The sequence below is a fragment of the Salinibacterium sp. NG253 genome, from assembly GCF_015864945.1.
In the GTDB taxonomy this organism is placed as follows: Bacteria; Actinomycetota; Actinomycetes; order Actinomycetales; family Microbacteriaceae; genus Rhodoglobus.
The window spans coordinates 582,577-603,594 of record NZ_JADYWF010000002.1; the positions used below are offsets into that span (position 1 = coordinate 582,577).

At 61.4% G+C, this 21,018-nt stretch carries 20 protein-coding genes; 14 read left to right on the forward strand and 6 right to left on the reverse strand.

The window, feature by feature from the left end; all coding sequences use genetic code 11:
- Window positions 1-41: 41 nt before the first annotated feature.
- Window positions 42-1,388, reverse strand: coding sequence for a glutamine synthetase family protein (locus tag I6E52_RS12625; RefSeq protein WP_197157910.1), 1,347 nt, complete (start codon window positions 1,386-1,388; stop codon window positions 42-44).
- A gap of 110 nt (window positions 1,389-1,498) precedes the next feature.
- On the opposite strand from I6E52_RS12625, the gene I6E52_RS12630 reads away from it, so the two are divergent.
- Window positions 1,499-2,206, forward strand: coding sequence for a type 1 glutamine amidotransferase (locus I6E52_RS12630; RefSeq protein WP_197157912.1), 708 nt, complete (start codon window positions 1,499-1,501; stop codon window positions 2,204-2,206).
- A 50-nt stretch (window positions 2,207-2,256) separates the two neighbouring features.
- On the opposite strand, the gene I6E52_RS12635 is transcribed toward I6E52_RS12630, so the two are convergent.
- From I6E52_RS12635 to I6E52_RS12645, 3 genes are all read right to left on the reverse strand, one after another.
- A complete protein-coding gene (locus I6E52_RS12635; RefSeq protein ID WP_197138963.1) occupies window positions 2,257-2,592 on the reverse strand; it encodes a cupin domain-containing protein in 336 nt (111 codons plus the stop codon).
- Window positions 2,593-2,657: 65 nt separating this feature from the next.
- A complete protein-coding gene (locus I6E52_RS12640; protein WP_231602093.1) occupies window positions 2,658-4,028 on the reverse strand; it encodes an aminotransferase class V-fold PLP-dependent enzyme in 1,371 nt (456 codons plus the stop codon).
- A 21-nt stretch (window positions 4,029-4,049) separates the two neighbouring features.
- A complete protein-coding gene (locus I6E52_RS12645) occupies window positions 4,050-5,294 on the reverse strand; it encodes a cytochrome P450 (protein ID WP_197157914.1) in 1,245 nt (414 codons plus the stop codon).
- Between the two features lie 147 nt (window positions 5,295-5,441).
- Between I6E52_RS12645 and I6E52_RS12650 the strand changes: the two genes are divergently transcribed.
- The 7 genes from I6E52_RS12650 (at window position 5,442) to I6E52_RS12680 (ending at window position 11,594) form a co-directional block, all read left to right on the forward strand.
- Entirely contained in the window at window positions 5,442-5,942 is a 501-nt protein-coding gene (locus I6E52_RS12650; RefSeq protein ID WP_197138965.1) for a MarR family winged helix-turn-helix transcriptional regulator, read from the forward strand.
- A gap of 120 nt (window positions 5,943-6,062) precedes the next feature.
- A complete protein-coding gene (locus I6E52_RS12655; protein ID WP_197157916.1) occupies window positions 6,063-7,526 on the forward strand; it encodes an aldehyde dehydrogenase in 1,464 nt (487 codons plus the stop codon).
- 2 nt (window positions 7,527-7,528) lie between these two features.
- On the forward strand, window positions 7,529-8,440 hold the full coding sequence (locus tag I6E52_RS12660; protein WP_100389797.1) for a catechol 1,2-dioxygenase: 912 nt from the start codon (window positions 7,529-7,531) through the stop codon (window positions 8,438-8,440).
- Window positions 8,433-9,311: a fumarylacetoacetate hydrolase family protein gene (locus I6E52_RS12665; protein WP_197157918.1), complete on the forward strand. Its 879-nt coding sequence runs from the start codon at window positions 8,433-8,435 to the stop codon at window positions 9,309-9,311. The genes I6E52_RS12660 and I6E52_RS12665 overlap by 8 nt, the downstream gene beginning before the upstream one ends.
- Window positions 9,308-9,499 carry a ferredoxin gene (locus I6E52_RS12670; RefSeq protein ID WP_009774276.1) on the forward strand — a complete coding sequence of 64 codons (192 nt, stop codon included), beginning with the start codon at window positions 9,308-9,310 and terminating at the stop codon, window positions 9,497-9,499. Before I6E52_RS12665 ends, I6E52_RS12670 begins: the two co-directional genes overlap by 4 nt.
- Entirely contained in the window at window positions 9,499-10,725 is a 1,227-nt protein-coding gene (locus I6E52_RS14595) for an NAD(P)/FAD-dependent oxidoreductase (protein WP_197157920.1), read from the forward strand. Before I6E52_RS12670 ends, I6E52_RS14595 begins: the two co-directional genes overlap by 1 nt.
- A gap of 56 nt (window positions 10,726-10,781) precedes the next feature.
- A complete protein-coding gene (locus tag I6E52_RS12680) occupies window positions 10,782-11,594 on the forward strand; it encodes a carbon-nitrogen hydrolase family protein (protein ID WP_197157922.1) in 813 nt (270 codons plus the stop codon).
- Here I6E52_RS12680 and I6E52_RS12685 read toward each other — a convergent pair.
- Complete coding sequence (locus I6E52_RS12685; protein ID WP_197157924.1) at window positions 11,591-12,793, reverse strand: aminotransferase class I/II-fold pyridoxal phosphate-dependent enzyme; 1,203 nt, start codon at window positions 12,791-12,793, stop codon at window positions 11,591-11,593. The two genes, I6E52_RS12680 and I6E52_RS12685, sit on opposite strands and share 4 nt — an antisense overlap.
- A 94-nt stretch (window positions 12,794-12,887) precedes the next feature.
- On the opposite strand from I6E52_RS12685, the gene I6E52_RS12690 reads away from it, so the two are divergent.
- From I6E52_RS12690 to I6E52_RS12715, 6 genes are all read left to right on the forward strand, one after another.
- Entirely contained in the window at window positions 12,888-13,439 is a 552-nt protein-coding gene (locus I6E52_RS12690; RefSeq protein ID WP_197157927.1) for a hypothetical protein, read from the forward strand.
- On the forward strand, window positions 13,433-14,254 hold the full coding sequence (locus tag I6E52_RS14365) for a PKD domain-containing protein (RefSeq protein WP_307842534.1): 822 nt from the start codon (window positions 13,433-13,435) through the stop codon (window positions 14,252-14,254). The genes I6E52_RS12690 and I6E52_RS14365 overlap by 7 nt, the downstream gene beginning before the upstream one ends.
- 163 nt (window positions 14,255-14,417) lie before the next feature.
- Entirely contained in the window at window positions 14,418-16,073 is a 1,656-nt protein-coding gene (locus tag I6E52_RS12700; RefSeq protein WP_197157929.1) for a S1C family serine protease, read from the forward strand.
- 130 nt (window positions 16,074-16,203) lie between these two features.
- Window positions 16,204-17,232 (forward strand): glycosyltransferase family 2 protein, encoded by a 1,029-nt coding sequence (locus tag I6E52_RS12705; protein ID WP_197157931.1) that lies wholly within the window; start codon window positions 16,204-16,206, stop codon window positions 17,230-17,232.
- A gap of 4 nt (window positions 17,233-17,236) precedes the next feature.
- The gene (locus I6E52_RS12710) at window positions 17,237-18,055 is read left to right on the forward strand and encodes a CDP-alcohol phosphatidyltransferase family protein (protein ID WP_197125412.1); all 819 of its coding nucleotides are present in this window, start codon (window positions 17,237-17,239) and stop codon (window positions 18,053-18,055) included.
- Window positions 18,052-18,918 carry a glycosyltransferase family 2 protein gene (locus I6E52_RS12715; protein WP_197157933.1) on the forward strand — a complete coding sequence of 289 codons (867 nt, stop codon included), beginning with the start codon at window positions 18,052-18,054 and terminating at the stop codon, window positions 18,916-18,918. The genes I6E52_RS12710 and I6E52_RS12715 overlap by 4 nt, the downstream gene beginning before the upstream one ends.
- A gap of 68 nt (window positions 18,919-18,986) precedes the next feature.
- Here the strand turns inward: I6E52_RS12715 and I6E52_RS12720 are convergent, their stop codons facing one another.
- Window positions 18,987-20,921: a DEAD/DEAH box helicase gene (locus tag I6E52_RS12720; RefSeq protein ID WP_197125408.1), complete on the reverse strand. Its 1,935-nt coding sequence runs from the start codon at window positions 20,919-20,921 to the stop codon at window positions 18,987-18,989.
- Between the last annotated feature and the right edge of the window lie 97 nt (window positions 20,922-21,018).

The following is a 21,018-nucleotide window of genomic DNA, read 5'->3' on the forward strand; positions in this document are numbered from 1 at the left end:
ACCAACCGAGTCCGCGCCAGAGGCCTCCACTCGTGCGGGGCTTAGTAGTCGGCGAAGTACTCGTCGATCTCCCACTGGCTAATATCGCGCGTCGTCTTGTCGGCGACAGAGTCTTCGTAGCGCATCACTTCATCGCGCTTCAGCACGCTGAAGACATCAATCACAGTGCTCCCCATGGTCTCGCGCATCACCGTGTCGGCGTCGAGCGCGTCCAGAGCGGCGCTGAGAGTCATCGGCAAGATTGATGCAGACTCATCCTCGTAGGCCCAGCCTGCGACCGCTGCGGGCGCGGTGAGCTTGCGCTTGATGCCGTCGAGGCCAGCAGCCAGAGTGGATGCGATGAGCAGGTACGGGTTCGCGGCCGGGTCGCCAAGGCGAACTTCCAATCGCGTGCCGGCCCCGCGCTCAGGCGGTACCCGCAGCATTGCGCTGCGGTTGTCGTGGCCCCAGTTGGCGCGGTAGGGAGCGAGGGTGTCCGGGCCGAGGCGCTTGTAGGCGTTGACGGTGGGGTTCGAGAGTGCTGCGAGTGATCCAGCGTGGGCGAGGATTCCACCGATCATGTGGTCGGTGGTCTCTGAGAGCCCAGCGCCGCCATCCGACATGATGTTGTTGCCGTCACTGTCGACGACGGAGAAGTGCAGGTGGAATCCGCTGCCGCCTTCGTCGTCCCAGGGCTTGCCGACGAAGAGGGCGTGCTTGCCGGTGCGGGCGACGATGTCGCGCACGGCGGTCTTGAAGAGGAAGGTACGGTCGGCGGCATCCAGTGCCTCGCTGTGCCAGAGATTGATTTCGTACTGCGAGGGGCTGAATTCGTGGTTGCCGGCGAAGACACCGATGTCCATGCCGTCGAGCATGCGCATGAGGTTCAGGAATTGCCCGCCGGGGTCAACGTGCTCGCCGGTCGTGTAGACGCGGCCGGTGCGGCTGAGGCTGCGGCTCCACCCGTTCTCGTCGTCGTAGTTGGCGATGTAGAACTCAAGCTCGGGGCCGACGGTCGGGGTGAGACCGAGGGCGGCGTATTCGGCGATCACGTTTTGCAGCACCGAACGTGGTGCGACTTCGCTTGTGCTGTGGTCGGGGTTGAACGCATCGCCGATAACGAGGGCAACGCCGGGCTCCCACGGCATCATCGTGAGCGTGTTGGGGTCGATCTGGGTGAGGAGGTCGGGGAGGCCGGATGACATGATGTCGTTTCCGTCGAGCACGCCCCCGCCGGTGGTTGTTACCCACACGCCCTGGCAAAATAGCGGGGACTTCGTGCGATGTAATTGGCTGACAAGAAGATCTTTTGAGCGGGTGATTCCCAGCACATCCGGGAAAATCAGGCGCAGAACATCGATCCCTTTTGCCTGCAAGTCCGCTTGAAGTGCTGCTATGTCGAGAGTCATTCTTCCTCCGAAAAATAAATCGTTCGGCACTGAACGATTAGTGCGATACTAAGGCACACAGCGGTGTGGCTGTCCACTCATCGCCAGAAATTTACCTGAAAGGTACACAGATGAGAGCTCTTCTGGTGCAACACGATCACGTCACCGCGAGCGGCCCAGTCGGTGATCGACTGCGGGAACGCGGCTTTGAGATCGACGAGATCATGGTCGTCACCGAGGAGAATTTCGACAACCCGAACGTTGACTTTGAATTTCCGGATGCGTCGCAGTACGACCTCGTGATTCCGATGGGAGCGCCGTGGGGCGCGTGGGATGACGCGTGCATCGGCCGGTGGTTGGCCCCAGAGCTCGAGTGGGTCCGCACCATCATCGAGGCGGACATCCCGGTGCTCGGTATTTGTTTCGGAGGCCAGCTGATTGCTCGCGCTCTCGGCGGCACAGTTGCGCGCGGTCAGAAAGCCGAAATCGGCTGGACGGCGATCTACAGCGATGACACTTCGCTGGTGTCGAATGGCCCGTGGTTCCAGTTTCACTACGACCAGTGGACGATGCCGGAGGGCGCCGTTGAGATCGCCCGCAACCCGGTTGCGCCTCAAGCTTTCACCTATGGCCGCAGTCTGGCCGTGCAGTTCCATCCCGAGCTCACCGCCGCGATTCTTGAGGGGTGGCTCGATCAGGGTGGCATCGATGAAGTCACCGCCGATGGTCAAAACGCCGCGGTGATGCTCGCGCAAACTCGCGCTGAAGAGGGCCTAGCAGGCCAGCGCACTGCCGCACTCGTGGATGCTTTCCTCGACCGCGTGGCCAAGCTCGGCTAGCCAGCGCTCGCCGGCTGCATTCGCTTGCCGAACATGGCTAGCGAGCGGGCCTACTGCGCTTTCACGACCGTGAGTAAGATCACGGAGTCTTCGAGCGCATCCACCGCATGAATCTCGGTGGGGATGGGGAGCAGGTCGCCTGGCTTGCCCTCCCACGATTCGTCAGAGGATCGCAAGGCGATATGGCCGACGATCACCTGCAGGGTCGCCTCACCGGGGCTGGAATGCTCGGAGAGGCCCTCGCCGGCGCGCAGTGCCATCAACGTCTGCCTCAGCTTCGCGTCCCGGCCACCGCAGATCGTCAGAGCGCTTCGCCCATTATTTGACGCGACAGCACTCGCTAGTTCTGTTGCCGCCAACTCGGTCAAAGAAACAGCTGTGTTCATCTCGTCACCCCTTTCGTGCACTGGTCGGCTTCATCGCCGTGGCCTAAAACTACCTCAGGCGCACGTTATCGCAGCGTTTCTAGCGCTGCCATCACCTTGCTGGTCTCCGTGTCGGGGTTCACGAAGGCGAGCCGCAGCACGCTTTGGCCACGCCACGAGGTCGGCACGCACAGGATGACCCCGTCGTGTGATGCCTGCTTTGACCACGCCGAATACTGTTCGGCGGTCCACCCGGTGCGCACGAAAAGTAGCACCGAGAGCTCTGGCTCGCGAACGAGTTCGAGATAGTCGGTCGCCTCTATGGCGCGGGCGACTTCACGGGCGGTTGCCACGGAGGCTTCGATGGCGTCCCGATACTTGTCGGTGCCGTGGGTGGCGAGACTGAACCAGAGCGGGAGTCCGCGCACGCGTCGCGAAAGGTGCAGTGCGAGTTCGCTGGGGTTCCACTCGTCGCGGTCGATGGCATCCAGATAACTGGCGTGCTGGGAGTGCACGGCGCGAGCCAGCTCGGGCTCGCGATACACGAGCGCACAGCAGTCATAGGGGGCAAAGAGCCACTTGTGCGGGTCGACGATAAAGCTGTCAGCCCGTTCAACACCGTCGAAGATGTGGCGGATGCTCGGGGCGGCAAGACCCGCACCGCCATAGGCGCCATCGACGTGCATCCAGACACCGAACTCTTCGCAGACATCAGCAATGTCGGCAAGGTCGTCGACGAGGCCTTCGTTGGTCGTTCCGGCGGATGCCACCACGGCAAACACGTTCGGTGACTGTTCGAGAACGGCCCGCAGGGCTGCCCCGGTCATATGTCCGCGCTCATCGATGGGTACATCAACCCGGTCAACGTCGAGCGCTTTCGCTGCCGAGTTGATCGAGGAGTGAGCGTTGGAGGTATAGGCGAGTTGCCAGCCGCCAGCAGGGCGACCGCCCCGACGCGTCTTGGCCGTTTCGCGGGCCGTCATGAGCGCCGAGAGGTTGCCTGAGGTGCCACCGGAGACGAACGTGCCGCCCGCTGTCTCGGGCCAATCGAGCAGGCCGATGATCCACTGCAGCGCTTGGTTCTCGGCAAATATTGCGCCGGCACCCGACTCCCAGAGGCCGCCAAAAATATTGGCGGCACTCGTGACGAGATCGAAAGCGACCGCCGCCCGAGTGGGCGCGGCAGCGATGTAAGCGAGGTTCAACGGGTCATCTTGAGCACGAGTTGCCGGCTCAAGAATCTCGTCAAAAATACGCAGTGCTTCTGCGCCGCCAATGCCTTCGGGACGGATCGCTTCGCCAACCTCTGCCGCCAACTCGGCCGCGGGCCGAGCGGTCGACAGGGGATCAGTTTTGCGGACCATTCTTTTGGCGGTCCAGTCAAGAGCGAGTTGTACTACTTCAGTCTCGTCGCCCCATACTGCGTGGGGTCTGCCTTGTGGCCGAACTTCGCTCATGCAACTACCTCGCTCATGTGCCTACTTTGCTAGTTCGACGCTTACCGGGAGTCGTTTGATTCCGTTGATGAAATTGCTGCGTAGACGATCAGGTTCGCCGAGTTTCGTCATTCCGGAGATCCGGGGCAGCAGGTCCTCGAACATAATACGGATCTCGAGGCGTGCCAGAGAGTTCCCGAGGCACATGTGTGGGCCACCGCGACCGAACGCCATGTGCTCGTTGGGGTTGCGGGTGACATCCATCTTGTAAGGATTCTCGAACACTTCGGGGTCGCGGTTGCCAGCAGCAAACCAGGTGACGACCTTCTGGCCTTCCTTGATGGCCTGACCGTTGATCTCGGTGTCCTTCGTTGCGGTGCGACGGAAGTGGTAAACCGGGCTGGCCATGCGCAGGAACTCTTCAACGGCCCACGGGATGAGCTCGGGCTTTTCTTGCAATAGCTCCAGCTGGTCGGGGTTATCCATGAGGTAGTTCATGGAGTGCGTGATGGTGTGGCGGGTCGTCTCGTTGCCGGCAACCACGAGCAACAAGAAGTAGCTGTTGAAGTCGCGCTCGCTGAGTGCTTTGCCATCCATTGGCGTCTGATTGACGAGGCGGGACACAAGGTCAGTGCCATCTTTGCCGCGGCGCTCGTTGGCCAGCGCGTTGCCATATTCGAAGACTTCGAGTGCCGCAGGGGAGCGGAAGGGCAAGAGCCGGTACTGCTCGCTTTCGGCGGAGGTGGCCAAAACATCAGCATGTTCCGGATCGTCGTTGCCGATCATCCGGTTGCCCCAGTCAATGAGCTTGTAAATGTCGGTGTCAGGCACGTCGAGCATTTTCGCGAGCACACGGATGGGGAAGTCAGCGGCGACCTGGTCGACGAATTCGAATTCCTTGTTCGCGAATGCCGCATCAAGCGTGCTGGCGGTGAGACCGCGGAGGAAGGTCTCGTAGCCGGCGACCGCCCGAGGCGTGAATTCGCCCTGCATGAGACGGCGAAGCGCACGATGACGAACACCATCAGTCTCGAGCATCGACTTGCGGGCCTCAATTTGGTCAGCATCGAGTTCTTCGAGGTTGACGGTGCCGCGTTCGCTGGAGAATGTCTCGGTGTCTCGCAACACGGAAACGATGTCGTGGTATCGAGTAAGCGACCAGAAGCCGTGGTTGGGTGCCGGTTCTTCTGACCAGTGCACGGGTGCCTCTGCTCGAAGTTTGTCGAACACGTTCCAGGGTGTGCCGTTCTCGAACAGATCTAGGTCTGCCAGGGTGACGTTCGCCATTGAAGTCAACTCAATCCTCCGTGGGTTGTTTGGATACAAACAATATGCCACACCGGCACGATTCTGCGAACGATGCGCATAAAAACTTTCTGAACGCCGGGGGTTAGATAGAGTAACCGGAGCTAAACGCGAGCAAGGGGACCCTCCGTGGCCGGACCACACACACTGACTGAGACTGAACGCCAAGTGCAGGCGAAGGTCGGCGGCTTGCCGCTCGACTATTCCGCAATGGCTGTTGCCTCGAACCTCTTTCGCGCCGCTAATGCCGTGCGCAATCACTTCGAACGCACCGTTCTTTCTGAGCACAACCTGTCGTGGACGGCCTTCGTTGTGCTGTGGGTCACCTGGATTTGGGAGCCCATCGAGACGCGCCAGATCGCGCTCGAGGGCGGCTTCTCCAAGGCCACTCTCACGGGAGTGCTCACCACGTTGGAGGGTCGCGGTTGGCTTGTTCGGGAGCGGAGCGCCACCGATGGTCGTCTCGTTGTGGTGAATCTCACCGACCGTGGTCGCGAGCTCATGGTCGAGCTCTTTCCTGCCTTCAACCTCCAAGAGCAGGCCGTCACTGGCCCCGTCGATCCCAGCAAGCGCGAAGAGCTGGCCGAGATGCTGCGCGTGATCACCGCGGGCGTGGAGCCCAAAAACTAACCAACCCAGATTTTTTGGTGGTCGGTTCCCTCTAATGCTTGTTTGGGCTCGAATCACTCGCTAAGGTAAGTCATTAGCATCCGAATGACTTAACGGCGAGCGATTCGAGACGGGAACACTATGACCAACGTTCAAGTAGCAGGAGTGACCGTCGATACGCGGCACTTCATCAACGGAGAGCGCGTCGCCTCCGCCGACACCTTCACCAACGTGTCACCCATCGATGCCAGCGCCCTCGGAGAAATCTCCCGTGGAGGTCAACGCGAAGTTGACATGGCTGTAGCCGCTGCCCGCGCAGCATTCCCCGGATGGGCTGCCACCAGCCCGAAAGATCGTGCAGCAATCATGCACAAGATCGCCGACCTCGTCGAAGAGCGCGTCAGTGACCTCGCCAACGTCGAAACGATGGACAACGGTGCGCTCCTGCGCAGCCACCTGCGCGGCGTCATGCCGCGAGTGGCCCACAACTTTAGGTTCTTCGCTGACTACCTTGTGAACGACCTCGGGCATCCGGACTTCGAAACCCGCGGCCACAACAACCACGTCTCGTGGGATCCCTCGGGAGTTGCTGCGCTTATCACGCCGTGGAATGCACCCCTCATGCTCGCCACCTGGAAGATCGCTCCGGCGCTCGCCGCGGGCGACACGGTTGTGCTCAAGCCGGCCGAATGGACGCCGCTCACAGCATCCCTCTTCGCCGATATCACCGCCGAAGCTGGCCTTCCCGCCGGAGTTTTCAACGTGGTGCAGGGCTACGGAAAAGAAGCGGGTGCCTCGCTCGTGGAGCACCCCGACCTCAGCCGCATCTCGTTCACCGGTTCAGTACCGACCGCGAAGTCGATCGCTCGGGCCGCAGCAGACAACCTCACCCCGTGCAGCTTTGAGCTCGGTGGCAAGAGCCCGTGCATTGTTATGGAAGACGCCGACCTCGAACTCGCCGCAACCCTCGCCGTTGAGCAGTACGACAACGCCGGTCAGGTCTGCCTTTCGGGCACACGCATCCTCGTTCACGAAGATATTGCGGATGCCTTTGCCGCAGCATTCCAAGCGAAGGTCGAGACCCTGCGTCAGGGTGACCCTCGCGACCTCGAGACCGACATTGGGCCGCAGGTTCACCGCGTGCACTTCGAGCGGATCAAGGGATTCGTCGATCGTGCCAAGGAGGGCGGAGCAGACATCCTCTTCGGCGGTGGGCCAAACGCTGAGCTCGGCGGCCTCTACTTCACGCCAACGCTCGTCAAGAACCCTGCGCTCGGAAGCGAGATTGTCACGCAGGAGGTCTTCGGGCCGGTGCTGACAATGCAAACCTTCACGACCGACGAAGAACTCGTCGCGATGGCCAACGGAACCGAATTCGGTCTCGCCGCCATCCTCGTCGCAGGCAACCGCGAGCACGCTGATGTCATCGCCAAGCAGCTGGTTGCCGGCACGATCTGGGTCAACTGCTTCTTTGTGCGCGACTTGCGCGCACCGTTCGGTGGCTCCAAGAAGTCGGGTGTTGGCCGCGAGGGCGGCACCTGGTCGTTTGATTTCTACGCAGATGTAAAGAACACGGTGGTTTCACCGAACGGATGGAAGGAATAGTCATGGGAGAAGTAGTTGGCGCTGGGCTGATCGCCCACGTACCTACGATCATGTTGCCCAAAGAGATCCGCATGGAACTCAATGAGGGCAAAGATTCAACGCTCGTTGAAGGCCTCGAACGACTCCGCAAGGATTACTTCGAGAATGACGATTACGACACTGTTGTCGTGCTCGACAGCCACTGGGCGACCACGGTTGAATTCGTCGTTACGGCGCACGAACGCCGCCACGGCAAGTTCACGTCAGAAGAACTTCCTCGCGGAATGAGCGGTGTGCCGTACGACTTCATCGGCGACCCCGAACTCGCGAAGCTCATGGGGGAGCAGGCCGAAAAGAACGGCACCTGGATCACCCCGATCGACGACGAGTACTTGCCGATCATGTACGCCACGATCAACCTGTGGGAGTACCTCGGCAAGGGCTTGCCCGACAAGAAGTGGGTGAGCGTCTCCATTTGTCAGACTGCCACCGATGAAGACTTCTTGCGTGCGGGGCGTGCGATTGGTGAAGCGATTGCCAAGAGCGACCGCCGCGTCATCCTGCTCGCCTCCGGCGCGCTTTCGCACACCTTCTATAAGCTGCGCGATTTGCGCAAGCACGAGATGGCCGATCCGGCCCACATTTTCTCGGATGCTGCTCGCGAAGCAGACTACGAACGTCTCGACTGGTTCAAGGCTGGCGACCACGCTCAGGTGTTGGAAACTATGCCCGCGTTCCAGAAGGTTCGCCCCGAGGCCATGTTTGGTCACTGGCTCATGACGGCGGGTGCCATCGGCGAAGAAGCCTGCACCGCCCCCGGCGTGATGTACAGCGAATACGAAAACTCCATCGGTACCGGTCAGGTTCACGTGTGGTTCCCGAAGCCAGAAGGTGGCTTCCCAGCAGCAAAGGATGTGGTTCTCTCTCGTGACTGAACTCCGCAGAATACTTCTTGATGGATACCCGACCCAGGTAACGCGCCACGGTGACGTTCTTGTTGCGGGCGACGGCCGCGAGGTCGGCGTCGACGACGCCATTCACCTGCCGCCGACCGAGCCGAGCAAGATCATCGCCGTGCACTTGAACTACGCGAGTCGCACCGAAGAATTCATGACCAAGCTGCCGGCGGCACCGACCTACTTTCAGAAGCCGGTCACTGCGCTCAACACCCACAAGGGTGATGTTGTGCGGCCCGAAGGCTGCAAGTGGTTGAACTTTGAGGGTGAGATCGTCATCGTGATCGGCCGCACGTGCCGCAACGTCTCGCCCGAGCAGGCCAGCGACTACATCGCCGGCTACTCGATCGGTAATGACTACGGTCTGCACGATTTCCGCGACACGGATGCCGGTTCCATGCTGCGCGTCAAGGGCAGCGACACGCTCGCCCCGGTTGGCCCCGGTCTCGTTACGGATTGGGATTTCCGCGGCAAGCAGTTGCGCACGATCGTGAACGGTGAGGTCAAGCAAGACGACAACACCGACAACATGGAGTGGGACATGAACTACCTCGTGGCCGATATCGCACGCACGATCACGTTGAGCCCCGGTGACATGCTGTTCTCGGGAACTCCCGCGTTCTCGCGTCCGGTGCAGCCTGGCGACGTTGTTGAGGTCGAAGTTGAAGGCCTCGGCAAGCTCACGAACCGCATCGTGACGGGCCCGACTGCCATCCGCACCGACGTGGGGGCACAACCCACCGAGAGTGAAGAGGTAATGTCGACAGCAATGGGTGGCGACTGGGAGTTCCGAGGAATTCGGACCCCGTCGAAGGATCTCTACCCATCGAAGATTGAGGAAAAGCGATGATCAAAATCGAAGTCGACATGAACCAGTGCCAGCATTATGGCCAGTGCGTGTTTGAGGCACCCGATAACTTCAAGCTCAACGATGACGACAAGCTCGAGTATGTGGCTGAAGCGCCCGACTCGGAGCGCGACAACATTGAAGCCGCTGTGGATGTGTGCCCGATGCAGGCCATTCGAATCGTCGAATAGTGGCTGAGGCTAACCCCGCCGCACCGGTCGTTATTGTCGGTGCGGCGATGGGTGGGCTGCGCGCGGCGGAATCTCTTCGCCGTTCGGGCTACACCGGTGCGATCCGCGTGGTTGGTGAAGAACTTCACGCGCCCTACAACCGTCCGCCTCTCTCCAAAGAGGTGTTGGCCACTGACGTCACTCACGAGGCGGTGGCGTTTCCGTCGCGTGCCGAAATGGGCGATGTTGAGTGGATGCTCGGGGTGCGGGCAACCGCAGTCGATCTCGATGCGCACACACTGACGACGGATGACGGCAACGTGCAGGAGTGGCGTGCCCTGGTTATTGCGACGGGCCTTCGCGCTCGCCGCTTGGATTTCGCCCCGATCGCTGGCCGTCACGTTGTTCGTTCGCTGGATGATGCGATGGCGTTGCGCGCCGAGCTCATCCCTAGTGCCCGCGTGGTCGTTGTCGGCTCGGGTTTCTTGGGTTGCGAACTGAGCGCCACCGCTCGCAAGCTGGGCTGCTCGGTCACGATTGTGACGCCGAGTGCCGAGCCCATGATACGTCCTTTGGGTGATCTCGTCGCGAAGGAAATGCGTCGCCGTCTCACCGAAGAGGGCGTACAGATTTTCTCTGGTGTGACTGTCGCGGCGATCAACGGCGAGACCTCGGTCGAGTCTGTTGAGCTGAGCGATGGCCGCGTTATTGAGGCCGATGTCGTGATTGAGTCTGTTGGCTCGCACTGCAACATCGAGTGGCTTGAGGGCACGAACCTCGATGTCTCGGATGGCGTGCTCGCCGATAATGCGATGCGCGCGGTCACGACCGATGGAATCGCTCTCGATGACGTCTATGTGGTGGGCGATATCGCTCGCTTCCCGAACCCGATGTTCGATGACGTTCCGCGTCGTGTCGAGCACTGGAACATCCCGACCGACACCGGCAAGCGTGCTGGTGCCGTGCTCGCGGCGCACCTTGCCGATGATGGTTCGTTCGCTGATGTGGTGGCGAAACCGTTCGCTCCGGTGCCGTCGTTCTGGTCGAACCAGTTCGAGATCAAGCTGCAGGCCTACGGTCTATTGGGCTTGGTGTCGGATGACGATATCCGCGTGCTTGAGGGAGACCTCACCGATCAGGCTGCCGTCGGTTACTATCGCGACGGCCGTCTCGTAGGCGTGCTCGGAATTGGCATGAAGGCCGCGCTGCTGCCGTATCGCAAGCAGATCGCGGAGGGCGGCGCGTAGTCGTTTTCATACCATCGCCTCTGGGCGCTGGGGGAGTGGGGTCGTAGGCTGGGGTTATGACTCCCGCTTCGACGATTGCTGTCGCCCAGTTCGTTCCTGGCCATGATCGCGATGAGAACATCGCGCAGATCACCGCGCTTGCTGAGCGAGCAGTCGAACGCGGTGCGAGCTTTGTGATTTTCCCGGAGTACTCGTCGTATTTCACCGCCACGATGGGCGAAGACTGGGTCACCGCCGCAGAGCCTCTCGATGGCCCTTTCGTGCAGGCGCTGACGTCGCTCGCACAACGGTTGCGCATTCATGTCGCTGCGGGCATGTTGCAGTCGAGCGACGAAGATAACCGTTTCTGGAACACGCTGGTCGCGATCGCTCCCACCGGCGCCATCGTCGCGACCTATAGCAAGCAGCACCTCTACGACGCGTTCGGTCAGCGTGAATCAGACTGGGTCATCCCCGGGTCGATCGCCGAGCCGACAACTTTCTCGTGGGAGGGCTTCACCGTCGGTTTGCAGACTTGCTACGACATCCGTTTTCCGGAGGTCTCTCGCCGTTTGGTGGATGCCGGAGCGAACCTCATCGTTGTGCCCGCCGAGTGGGTACGCGGTCCGCTCAAGGAATACCACTGGCGCACGCTGCTCACGGCGCGGGCCATCGAGAACACGGTCTTTGTCGCCGCTGCCGATCATGCCCCGCCGATTGGTGTCGGCAACAGCATGGTCGTCGACCCCATGGGCGTTGAGCTTGTGACAATCGGTGAGCGCACGGATGTCGCCGTCGCCCACATTGAACTCGCTCGCCTTGACGAGGTGCGGGCTATCAACCCCGCGCTGTCGCTGCGCCGCTATGGCGTGCATCCGCTCGAGGGCTAGTGTCGCAGCTTCATTCCTGAGAGCTGAGCAGCAGCCCGGTCAAGCACATCCGTTTGCTTGCAGTAGGCGAAGCGGATGAGCGTGTTGTAGTCGCCGTGGTTGGCGGGATGCACGAACGCGGTGACAGGGATTCCGACGACTCCGGCGAGTTCGGGCAGCTGGCGGCAGAATTCGGCGGCGTCCGTGACTCCGAGGGGTGCGGCATCCGCAATGATGAAGTAGCCGGCTTGGGGCGTGCTCACGTCGAAGCCTGCATTACGCAGCCCGGCGCCCAGGGTGTCGCGCTTGCGGGCAAGGCCGTTGGCGAGCTCGTCGAAGTAGCTGTCGGGGAGCCCAAGGCCTGCAGCGATGCCGTGTTGCAGCGGAGCACCGTTGACGTAGGTGAGGTACTGCTTCACCGCCATGATCGCCTGCAGGATGGGCTGGGGTGCCGTGATCCACCCGATCTTCCAGCCGGTGGTATTGAACGTTTTGCCGCCGCTGGAGATGCTGATGGTGCGGTCGAACGCACCGGGCAGGCTTGCGACGGGGATGTGTTCGTAACCGAAGGTGATGTGTTCGTACACTTCGTCGGTGACGATGAGTGCGTCGTACTTGTGGGCGAGTTCGACGATCAATTCGAGGGTTTCGCGGTCGAGCACAGCACCGGTGGGGTTGTGTGGGCTGTTCAGGATGATGAGGCGAGTGCGCCCGCTGAAGGCGGCGCGGATGTCATCGTGGTTGGGCTGAAAATCGGGGGAGCGCAGTGGCACCGTCACATGGGTGGCGCGCGCGTAGTTGATCATGGCGCCGTAGGCGTCGTAGAACGGTTCGAGAGTGATGACCTCATCGCCCTCGTTGGTGAGCGCGAGGATAGTTGCCGCTAGTGCCTCGGTGGCGCCAGCGGTCGCAAGAACTTCGGTGTCGGGATCGAGTTCGATTCCGTAGAAACGTTCCTGGTGTTCGGCGATCGCGTTGCGCAGCACCGGAAAGCCGTTCCCTGGTGGGTACTGGTTGGCACCGTCGCTGATTGCTTTGCGGGCGGCATCCAACACTTCGGCCGGGCCGTCTTCGTCAGGAAAACCTTGACCCAAGTTGATGGCGCCGCTGGTGACGGCGAGGGCCGACATTTCGGCAAAAATTGTTTGGCTCAGCTGCCCGTCGGCGCCGAGCAGCATGGCGCCATTGGCGGCGCGTTCCCAAGATCCGGTGACTGTCATTGTTCCGCAAGCCTAACCACTTGCGGGGGCTGTTTCTGCTTTTGGCTGTGGAAAGTCGAGCGCCCCGATCGTGGCGGATGCCTAGCGTCGATATATGCGGCTACCGAACCTCGTACGTGCGTCGGTTGGCGTGCTCCTCTTAGTGCTGCTGAGTGGATGCGTGCCCTCCGATGCGACGACCCCACCCGAGCCCGCAGCCACCTTCGTTGCGCCCTACGCGACCGACGAAGAAGCGCTCGCGGCAGCCGAGGAGGCGTATGCGGAGTACTTGGCGGCGATCAATAAGGCATTGAGGACAGGTGACATCGACACTTCCGCATTCGAGGCCGTCGCGACGGGGACGGAATTGTCTGGTGCGATCGATGTTTATTCTCAAATTGCGGCTGAGGGGAAACGTTCGACCGCAGACATAACCTTTGATCAGGCCGTGTTGCAACGTTACTCGCGTGATGGTTCTCCGAGCGAGGTAATAACGATCTACGCTTGCGAAAATCTTTCGAAGGCGTTCCTCGTTGATGAAAGCGGTGAGCGCGTGAGGGAAGATGACATTCCCCCTCGAACTATGCAGCTCACTTTTGACCTCTCGCCCGATAACGACAGCCTGCTGCTCTCTGACCGACAGGTGTGGGACGACGCCCCGTGTTGAGAATCTTGATCTTTGTCGGTGCGGTATTTCTGCTGGCTGCGCCTGCTTTGCACTCTGGACCAACCGTTTCTGCGAGCCGAACCTGCCAAGCGGGAGCCGAACTCAATGGCAGCCCCGAGTGCTACACCGATGCGTCGGTTGGAGCGGGAGTGATCGACGTCGAGGAAACTCGAGAAATAGATGGCTCGGGCTACCAATCCGACTACGTCGCTGGTAGTTCAGCAAACTCGGTGGTGACTGAGCCCGTCGTGAACCTCCGATGCGGTGAGGGAGTTCCTCTGGGTTGCAAAGTCATCGGCAATCCTCCGCCGAAAGCTACGGATGCGACCGGGCCGCTCAGCATCACCGACATCGCTGCTTTTCGCCCACAACCACCCAGCGCAGGCATGCAACCCAACCAGTGGATGATCGTCGGCCTCGACACCAACTTCTACGCCAACGCATCCGCTCACGTCGTCGACGGCACACTCTTTGGCGATACCGCGCAAGTGCGCTTCACCCCCATCGCCTACGACTGGGATTACGGCGACGGCACCACCGCCAGCCTCGGCACTCCCGGCAAGACCTGGGCCAAAAACAAGATCGCAGAATTCGATCCAACCCCCACCAGTCACGTGTTCGAAGAACCAGGCAACTACACGATCACGCTCGCCGTCACCTACGCGGCCGAATACCGCGTTGCCGGCAGCAGCTGGCAAAACGTCGTCGGCACCCTCACCATCGTCGCGCCGCCCCTGACGGCAACTGCGGGGCACGCCACCACGGTCCTTGTCGACCAAGACTGCATCGCCAATCCCGCTGGCATCGGCTGCTGATCCGCTCGAGCATCAACCGAACGCAGAACAAAAACGCCACGAAACCGGGCTACCAGCTCGGTGGCTAGGCCAACTCCTTTCAACCGCGCAGCCCACCCACAGCAGACCTAAATAGAATGCACAGGTTAGCGATGGAAGCTTGCATCGCTGAAAGGAGCACACCATGACTCAGGTCCCCGAAGAACCCACCCCCGATGTAACACCCGAAGATGTAACGCCCGAACAAAACAGCACCCCAGCCAGCACTCCCGAGACAGCACCTCAGGGTGAAACGTCTCCCGTCGTAGCTAACACTGCGGAATCGGCCACAGCAGCGAACACCGCGGGAACCCCCGCCGGCGTCGACAGCACGCCCAACCAGACTTCCTCCACCGAAGCGGCGCCCAGTGTCGCTCCGGTGGAAACCCCGCCCGTTGCAGGCACCGCGATCGCCGCAAACGCTGCGGCTCCAAGCGCACCTGCTGAGCCCGCCACATCATCGGCACCCACAGCGCCCACCGTGCAGGCGGATGCAGCCTCAGCCCCAGCCGCAGACGCACACTCGGGCGCAAGCTTCGGCCCCGCAGCAGTTCCAGCGGCAGCATCCGCTGAACCTGTCGCACCCAAAAAGAAGCCCCGCATGACTCTCGGCCTTGTCGCCGGATTCGCCATCGTCGCGCTCCTCGGCGGTGCATCCGGTGCGGGCGTCACGCTCTGGGCTTTGGGAAACCAAGCCACGTCAGCCGTCAGCGGCACCGCGAGCCCCGCATCCATCACCGTCAACGACCCTGGTAATGCAACGCTCGTCACCTCGGTGGTTGCCAAGTCCGCTCCGGCGATCGTCACGATCAACGTGACCGGCCAGAACGCTGGCGGAAGCGGATCCGGCGTGATCATCAGCGAAGACGGCAACGTCATCACCAACGCGCACGTTGTGACTCTTGACGGAGAAGTTGCCGACCCCACGGTCACGGTCACCACAAGCGACGGACGCCTCCTTTCAGCAACGGTCGTCGGCTTCGACGCTATCTCCGACATCGCGGTTATTCACATCGATGACGTCAGCGACATGCCTTTCATCACGATCGCCGACTCGAGTGAACTCAACGTTGGCGATAGCACCGTCGCGATCGGTGCACCGCTCGGACTCTCCGGCACCGTCACCAGCGGAATTGTGAGCGCGCTCAACCGCAGCATCACGATCGCCTCCTCGGCTCTTCCCGAAGACCCCGAAGCGACCACTGAAGCACCTGACGACAGTGGCGACCAGGACCTCTGGAACTTCGACCTCTTCGGTCAAGAGGGTGAAGGGAATGGGCAAAGCTCGTCGTCCCAGGCCTCGGTAGCTCTTGCCGTGATCCAAACGGATGCCGCGATCAACCCCGGAAACTCCGGTGGCGCCTTGCTGAACTCTGATGGTGAACTCATCGGAATCAACGTTGCGATCGCCTCCTCCGGTGGAACCGAAGGCAGCATCGGTGTTGGCTTCGCGATTCCCTCGAACGTCGCGAGCCGCGTCGCTAACGAAATCCTCGAAAGCGGTACTGCAACCCACGGTCTCCTCGGAGCAGCCGTTGCCGATGTAACTGACGACCCAGCTCAGAGCGATGCTGAAGTCGTGGGTGCCAGCATCGTCGACATCGTCTCCGGTGGAGCAGCTGAGGATGCCGGACTCAAGGTAGGAGATATCGTCACTGGATTCGATGGTCTCCCCATTACCAACAAGACTGACCTCACCGCTCAGGTGCGTGCTTACGCTTCGGGCGAGAGCGTGCCTCTCACCTACGTTCGTGACGGTAAGGGATACTCCGTCGACGTCACTCTCGGTGCTCTCCAGTAACACCGAACAACCACGTATGCGGCGTGCACAGGCTCTCAAGCCTGCGTGCGCCGCATACGTGTGTAACCACCGCAATTTGCGCCCTTCGCGATAAGCTCTATCGACAACTCGGCCCGACGTATTGGAACCCATGGCAAAGAAGGCTCAAGCCCTCACTGGTGTGTCGTACGTGATGCCCGTGCTCAACGAAGTTGAACACATTGAGGCTGCCGTCGACAGCCTCACCGCGCAAGATTACGAGGGGCCCTTCGAGATCGTGCTCGCGCTGGGGCCGAGCGTGGATGGTACCAATGCTGTCATCGACGAAATGGCGCGGGTAGATCCGCGCATCCGTCACATCACAAACGAACTTGGTTCTACTCCGGGCGGGCTCAACGCTGCCATCCGCGCCTCGACCTATCCGATTGTGGTTCGGGTCGATGCGCACTCTGTGTTGCCCACCAACTACACCCGTGTCGCCGTCGACACTCTTGAGCGCACCGGTGCCGACAATGTTGGCGGCATTATGAAAGCTCAAGGCCGCACGCCTTTCGAACGGGCGGTCGCTCACGCCTACGGTTCGCCTGAAGGCCTCGGCGGCACCCAGCACCACACGGGCGGCAAAGAAGGCCCCGCGGATACCGCCTACCTTGGCGTCTTTCAGCGTGAACGCCTCGTCGAGGTCGGCCTCTTCGACGAAGATATCAAGCGTGGCCAGGACTGGGAGCTCAACCGTCGTCTGCGCGCGACTGGCGGAACAGTCTGGTTCACGCCCGAACTCGAAGTTGTCTACCGGCCGCGGTCGAACCTGCGCACGCTCATCCGTCAGTTCGTGGCCACCGGTATCTGGCGCGGTGAGCTCGCTCGCCGTTTCGGCACGGCAAACTCGCTGCGTTACTTCGTGCCACCGTTGGCGGTGCTCGGCACCGTTGTCGGCCTTATCCTCGGAATCGTCGCGAGCATTACGGGCACCGGTTGGTTGGCCGTCGCGTACGCTGCGCCAGCCGTCTATGCACTGTTCGTTATCGCCGCAGCTGCTGTTGCTGGGGCGAAAGACGGGTTAAGATCAGGTCTTTGGTATCTGATCGTGCTTCCCTGTATCCACTTTGGCTGGGGCAGCGGTTTCATTCTCGGATTCCTGAAACTCACCAAGAACATCACTGCGCATACGGGAAGGTAAGACCGTGTCTCCTCACACATCACCGCAGCCCGCTACGCGCCCCGAAAGCATCGCCCAATTGCGCGAAGTGACGCAACCCCCAGAGGTGCGCCTGCGAGCAAACGCTGAACACTGGACGGCATCGCTCTACCTGCGCGATATTTCCCCGTACCTCACGTGGATGCTCCTCAAGACGTCTATCAGCGCCAACGGCGTTACCGGGCTCATGATCCTCACCGGTTGGCTCACGGCCGCCGCGTTGCTCATCCCCGGCATGACGGGTGCTGCTCTCGCCCTCATCCTGGGGCAACTACAGATGCTCGTTGACTGCAGCGATGGTGAAGTTGCTCGCTGGCGCAATACACGTTCGCCAGCAGGGGTGTTCCTCGACAAGGTTGGGCACTACAGCACAGAAGCGCTCATCCCGATTGCCTTGGGTCTTCGCGCCGCCGGCTGGCCCCTCGATTTTCCGGCCGATTTCGCGTGGACCACTGCCGGTTTCGCCCTTGCCCTCATCATTGTGCTCAACAAGGCGCTCAACGACATGGTGCACGTTGCCCGAGCCAATGCCGGCCTCGACAAGCTCAGCGACCGCAAGGGTGAGGCGGTGCCGAGCCATAGCGTCGTGGCGAAACTTCGTCGCCTTGCTCGCTTCGTTCCTTTCCACCGCTTGTACCACTCGGTTGAGCTCACAATGATCGCGTTCGCAACGGCCATCATTGCGCTCTTCGTGCCCGCATTGGCCGCAGAGCGCACCGTGCTGCTCATTCTGCTGCCGCTCGCACTTCTCGCGCTCGGCGGTCATTTTGTCGCCATCATGGCGTCCAAACGCGTTCGCTCATGACTCACCGCATCGGCGTTGTTTCTCTAACTCAAGGAAAGCGCCCCCACGACCTCGCGCGCGGCCTTGCTTCGCTGCAGGCGCAGCAGGGCGTCGAACTCGACATCATCGTGGTGGGCAATGGCTGGAACCCCACGGGGCTTCCGGATGCCGTACGCGGCCTTCACCTCGACGCCAACCTGGGTATTCCCGCGGGCCGCAATCGCGGTGTCGAGCACGTGCAGGGTGACTGGATTTTCTTCCTCGACGACGATGCAAGCATCCCGTCACCGACCTTCCTCAGCGACGCTGTCGCGATCATGCAGGCTGACCCGAGCATTGGGTTGCTGCAGCCGCGTGTAGAGGATGCTGAGGGAAAAGAGAACCCTCGACGCTGGATTCCGCGCATTCGCAAGGGCGACCCGCGGCATCCGAGTGATGTGTTTTCCGTCTGGGAGGGCGCCGTGTTGATGCCGCGTCCACTCTTCGACGAGATCGGGGGGTGGGGCGATCCCTACTTCTATGCCCACGAAGGCATAGAGCTCGCCTGGCGAGTGTGGGGTGCCGGCAAACGCGCTTGGTACGCCGGAAACTTGGTGGCAAATCATCCGGCAATCGATCCGGCGCGCCACAGCTACTACTACCGCCTCAATGCCCGCAACCGGGTCTGGTTGGCCAAGCGCAACCTGCCGGTGCTGTTGGTGCCAATCTATGTTGCCAGCTGGACCGCAATTCAGGTCCTGCGTGCAGCGAAGAACCCGGTGGGCATGCGTGCCTGGTGGGGTGGCTGGTTTGCTGGTTGGCGAGAGAACCCCGGCGGACGCCGAAGCATAAGCTGGGCGACCGTGGCGCGGATGGCGCGTGCCGGACGCCCTCCAGCGATCTAACCCAACCCGCTCGCGTTAACGCACGAACGGCGCCCTGCTTTCGCAGAACGCCGTTCGTCGGTGTGGATTTAGTACTTGGTACGAGGCTTGCGCGTCGGACGGTCTTCGTAGCGGTTGCCACTGTCGCGCGATGTGTTGTCGCGACCAGCGTCGTTCCGGGGTGCAGAATCGCGGTTGTTGTAGCCGCGTGATTCTTCACGTTCGCGGTTGGCGCGAGCGCCACCCTCAAATGAGCGATCGCGGCTGGGGTACTTGCCGTCTCCGCCTCGCGCGCCGCCGCCGTTTGCCTTGCGGTCGGGAGCGATCTCGATCAGCTTGCCGCTGATGCGGGTGTCGCGCAGTCGTTCCAACACATCTTTCGACATGTCGGCGGGCAACTCGACGAGCGAGAAGTCCGGACGAATCTGAATGTGACCGAAGTCATCGCGGCTGAGGCCACCCTCGTTGGCGAGAGCGCCAACGATCTGGCGGGGCTCAACGCGCTGACGCTTGCCGACCTCAATGCGGTAGGCAGCCATCGGCTTGGTCGAACGGGGGCGACGCTCGGGACGGTCGCCACGATCTCCGCCGCGTTCTCCGCCACGCTCGGGGCGATCGGTGCGTGCCTTACGGTCATCACGTTCGATGAAGCGCTGGGCGCGTTCCTCTTCTGCCGACAACAACAGGGGAGTCTCGCCCTGGGCTACAACAGCAAGAGCGGCTGCAACATCCGCCTCAGGAATATCGTGGTGCTCAACGTAGTGAGCGATGATGTCGCGGAAGGCTGAAATGCGCGGCTGCTGGTTAAGCGCTTCAGTGATGGCGTCGTCAAAGCGAGTGAGTCGCGTGGAGTTGACGTCTTCAACCGAAGGAAGCTGCATCTGAGTGAGCGGCTGGCGCGTGGCCTTCTCGATGGCGGTCAGTAGTCGACGCTCGCGAGGAGTGACGAAGCTGATAGCCGAACCGCTGCGACCGGCGCGGCCCGTGCGACCAATGCGGTGCACGTACGACTCGGTGTCGACGGGGATGTCGAAGTTCACGACGTGGCTGATGCGGTCAACGTCGAGTCCACGAGCTGCAACGTCGGTGGCAACGAGGATGTCGAGCTTGCCCGACTTGAGTTGGTTGACGGTGCGCTCGCGCTGAGCCTGAGCCACGTCACCGCTGATGGCGGCGGCCGAGTAACCACGGGCGCGCAGCTTCTCAGCCAAGTTTTCGGTTTCGCTCTTGGTGCGAACGAAGACGATCATTCCTTCGAAGTTTTCGACCTCAAGAATGCGGGTGAGCGCATCGACCTTTTGCGGGTACGAGACAACGAGGTAACGCTGGCTCGTGTTTGCCGAGGTGGTGGTCTGCGACTTGACCGTAATTTCTTCGGCGTTGTTCAGGTACTTCTTGGAGATGCGGCGGATTTGTGCCGGCATCGTCGCGGAGAAGAGTGCAACCTGCTTGTCGTCAGGGGTATCGGCGAGGATCGTCTCAACGTCTTCGGCGAAGCCCATCTTGAGCATTTCGTCGGCCTCATCGAGAACCAGGTACTTGAGCTCGGAGAGGTCGAGGGTGCCTTTGGCGAGGTGGTCCATGATGCGGCCGGGGGTACCGACTACAACGTGAACGCCGCGGCGCAGGGCCGACAGCTGAACGCCGTAGGCCTGTCCGCCGTAAACCGGGAGCACGTGCACGCCACGCATGTGGGTGGCGTACTTCTCGAACGCCTCACACACCTGCAACGCGAGCTCGCGGGTGGGGGAGAGCACGAGCGCTTGAGGCTTGCTCTGGGATACATCGAGGCGCGAGAGAATCGGCAGCGCGAAGGCTGCGGTCTTTCCCGTGCCAGTCTGGGCCAGGCCGACTACGTCGCGCCCTTCCAGAAGAGTAGGAATAGTGGCTGCTTGGATAGCCGAAGGCGTCTCGTAGCCAATGTCACGAACCGCTTTCAATACCGCATCGCTGAGAGCGAGGTCGGAGAAAGTGATCGCGGTCTCGGTGGTATCAGACGGTGCGGTTGAATCAGAATCGGTCATTCTATCAATCGTACCTCTATAATCCCCAAAATCCTGCGGTTCTCAGCGGTCTCGCCGGGTAGGAGCCTCCGAGGGGAGGGCAGGTACTATCGAAACA

Excerpts from the sequence above, each read along its gene's own strand:
- I6E52_RS12660 (WP_100389797.1), top strand. The coding sequence starts at position 7,529 with ATGGGAGAAGTAGTTGGCGCTGGGCTGATCGCCCACGTACCTACGATC.
- I6E52_RS12630 (WP_197157912.1), top strand. The coding sequence starts at position 1,499 with ATGAGAGCTCTTCTGGTGCAACACGATCACGTCACCGCGAGCGGCCCA.
- I6E52_RS12655 (WP_197157916.1), top strand. The coding sequence starts at position 6,063 with ATGACCAACGTTCAAGTAGCAGGAGTGACCGTCGATACGCGGCACTTC.
- I6E52_RS12700 (WP_197157929.1), top strand. The coding sequence starts at position 14,418 with ATGACTCAGGTCCCCGAAGAACCCACCCCCGATGTAACACCCGAAGAT.
- I6E52_RS12685 (WP_197157924.1), bottom strand. The coding sequence starts at position 12,793 with ATGACAGTCACCGGATCTTGGGAACGCGCCGCCAATGGCGCCATGCTG.
- I6E52_RS12640 (WP_231602093.1), bottom strand. The coding sequence starts at position 4,028 with ATGAGCGAAGTTCGGCCACAAGGCAGACCCCACGCAGTATGGGGCGAC.
- I6E52_RS12690 (WP_197157927.1), top strand. The coding sequence starts at position 12,888 with ATGCGGCTACCGAACCTCGTACGTGCGTCGGTTGGCGTGCTCCTCTTA.
- I6E52_RS12670 (WP_009774276.1), top strand. The coding sequence starts at position 9,308 with ATGATCAAAATCGAAGTCGACATGAACCAGTGCCAGCATTATGGCCAG.
- I6E52_RS12715 (WP_197157933.1), top strand. The coding sequence starts at position 18,052 with ATGACTCACCGCATCGGCGTTGTTTCTCTAACTCAAGGAAAGCGCCCC.
- I6E52_RS12680 (WP_197157922.1), top strand. The coding sequence starts at position 10,782 with ATGACTCCCGCTTCGACGATTGCTGTCGCCCAGTTCGTTCCTGGCCAT.
- I6E52_RS12635 (WP_197138963.1), bottom strand. The coding sequence starts at position 2,592 with ATGAACACAGCTGTTTCTTTGACCGAGTTGGCGGCAACAGAACTAGCG.
- I6E52_RS12645 (WP_197157914.1), bottom strand. The coding sequence starts at position 5,294 with ATGGCGAACGTCACCCTGGCAGACCTAGATCTGTTCGAGAACGGCACA.
- I6E52_RS12625 (WP_197157910.1), bottom strand. The coding sequence starts at position 1,388 with ATGACTCTCGACATAGCAGCACTTCAAGCGGACTTGCAGGCAAAAGGG.
- I6E52_RS12705 (WP_197157931.1), top strand. The coding sequence starts at position 16,204 with ATGGCAAAGAAGGCTCAAGCCCTCACTGGTGTGTCGTACGTGATGCCC.
- I6E52_RS12720 (WP_197125408.1), bottom strand. The coding sequence starts at position 20,921 with ATGACCGATTCTGATTCAACCGCACCGTCTGATACCACCGAGACCGCG.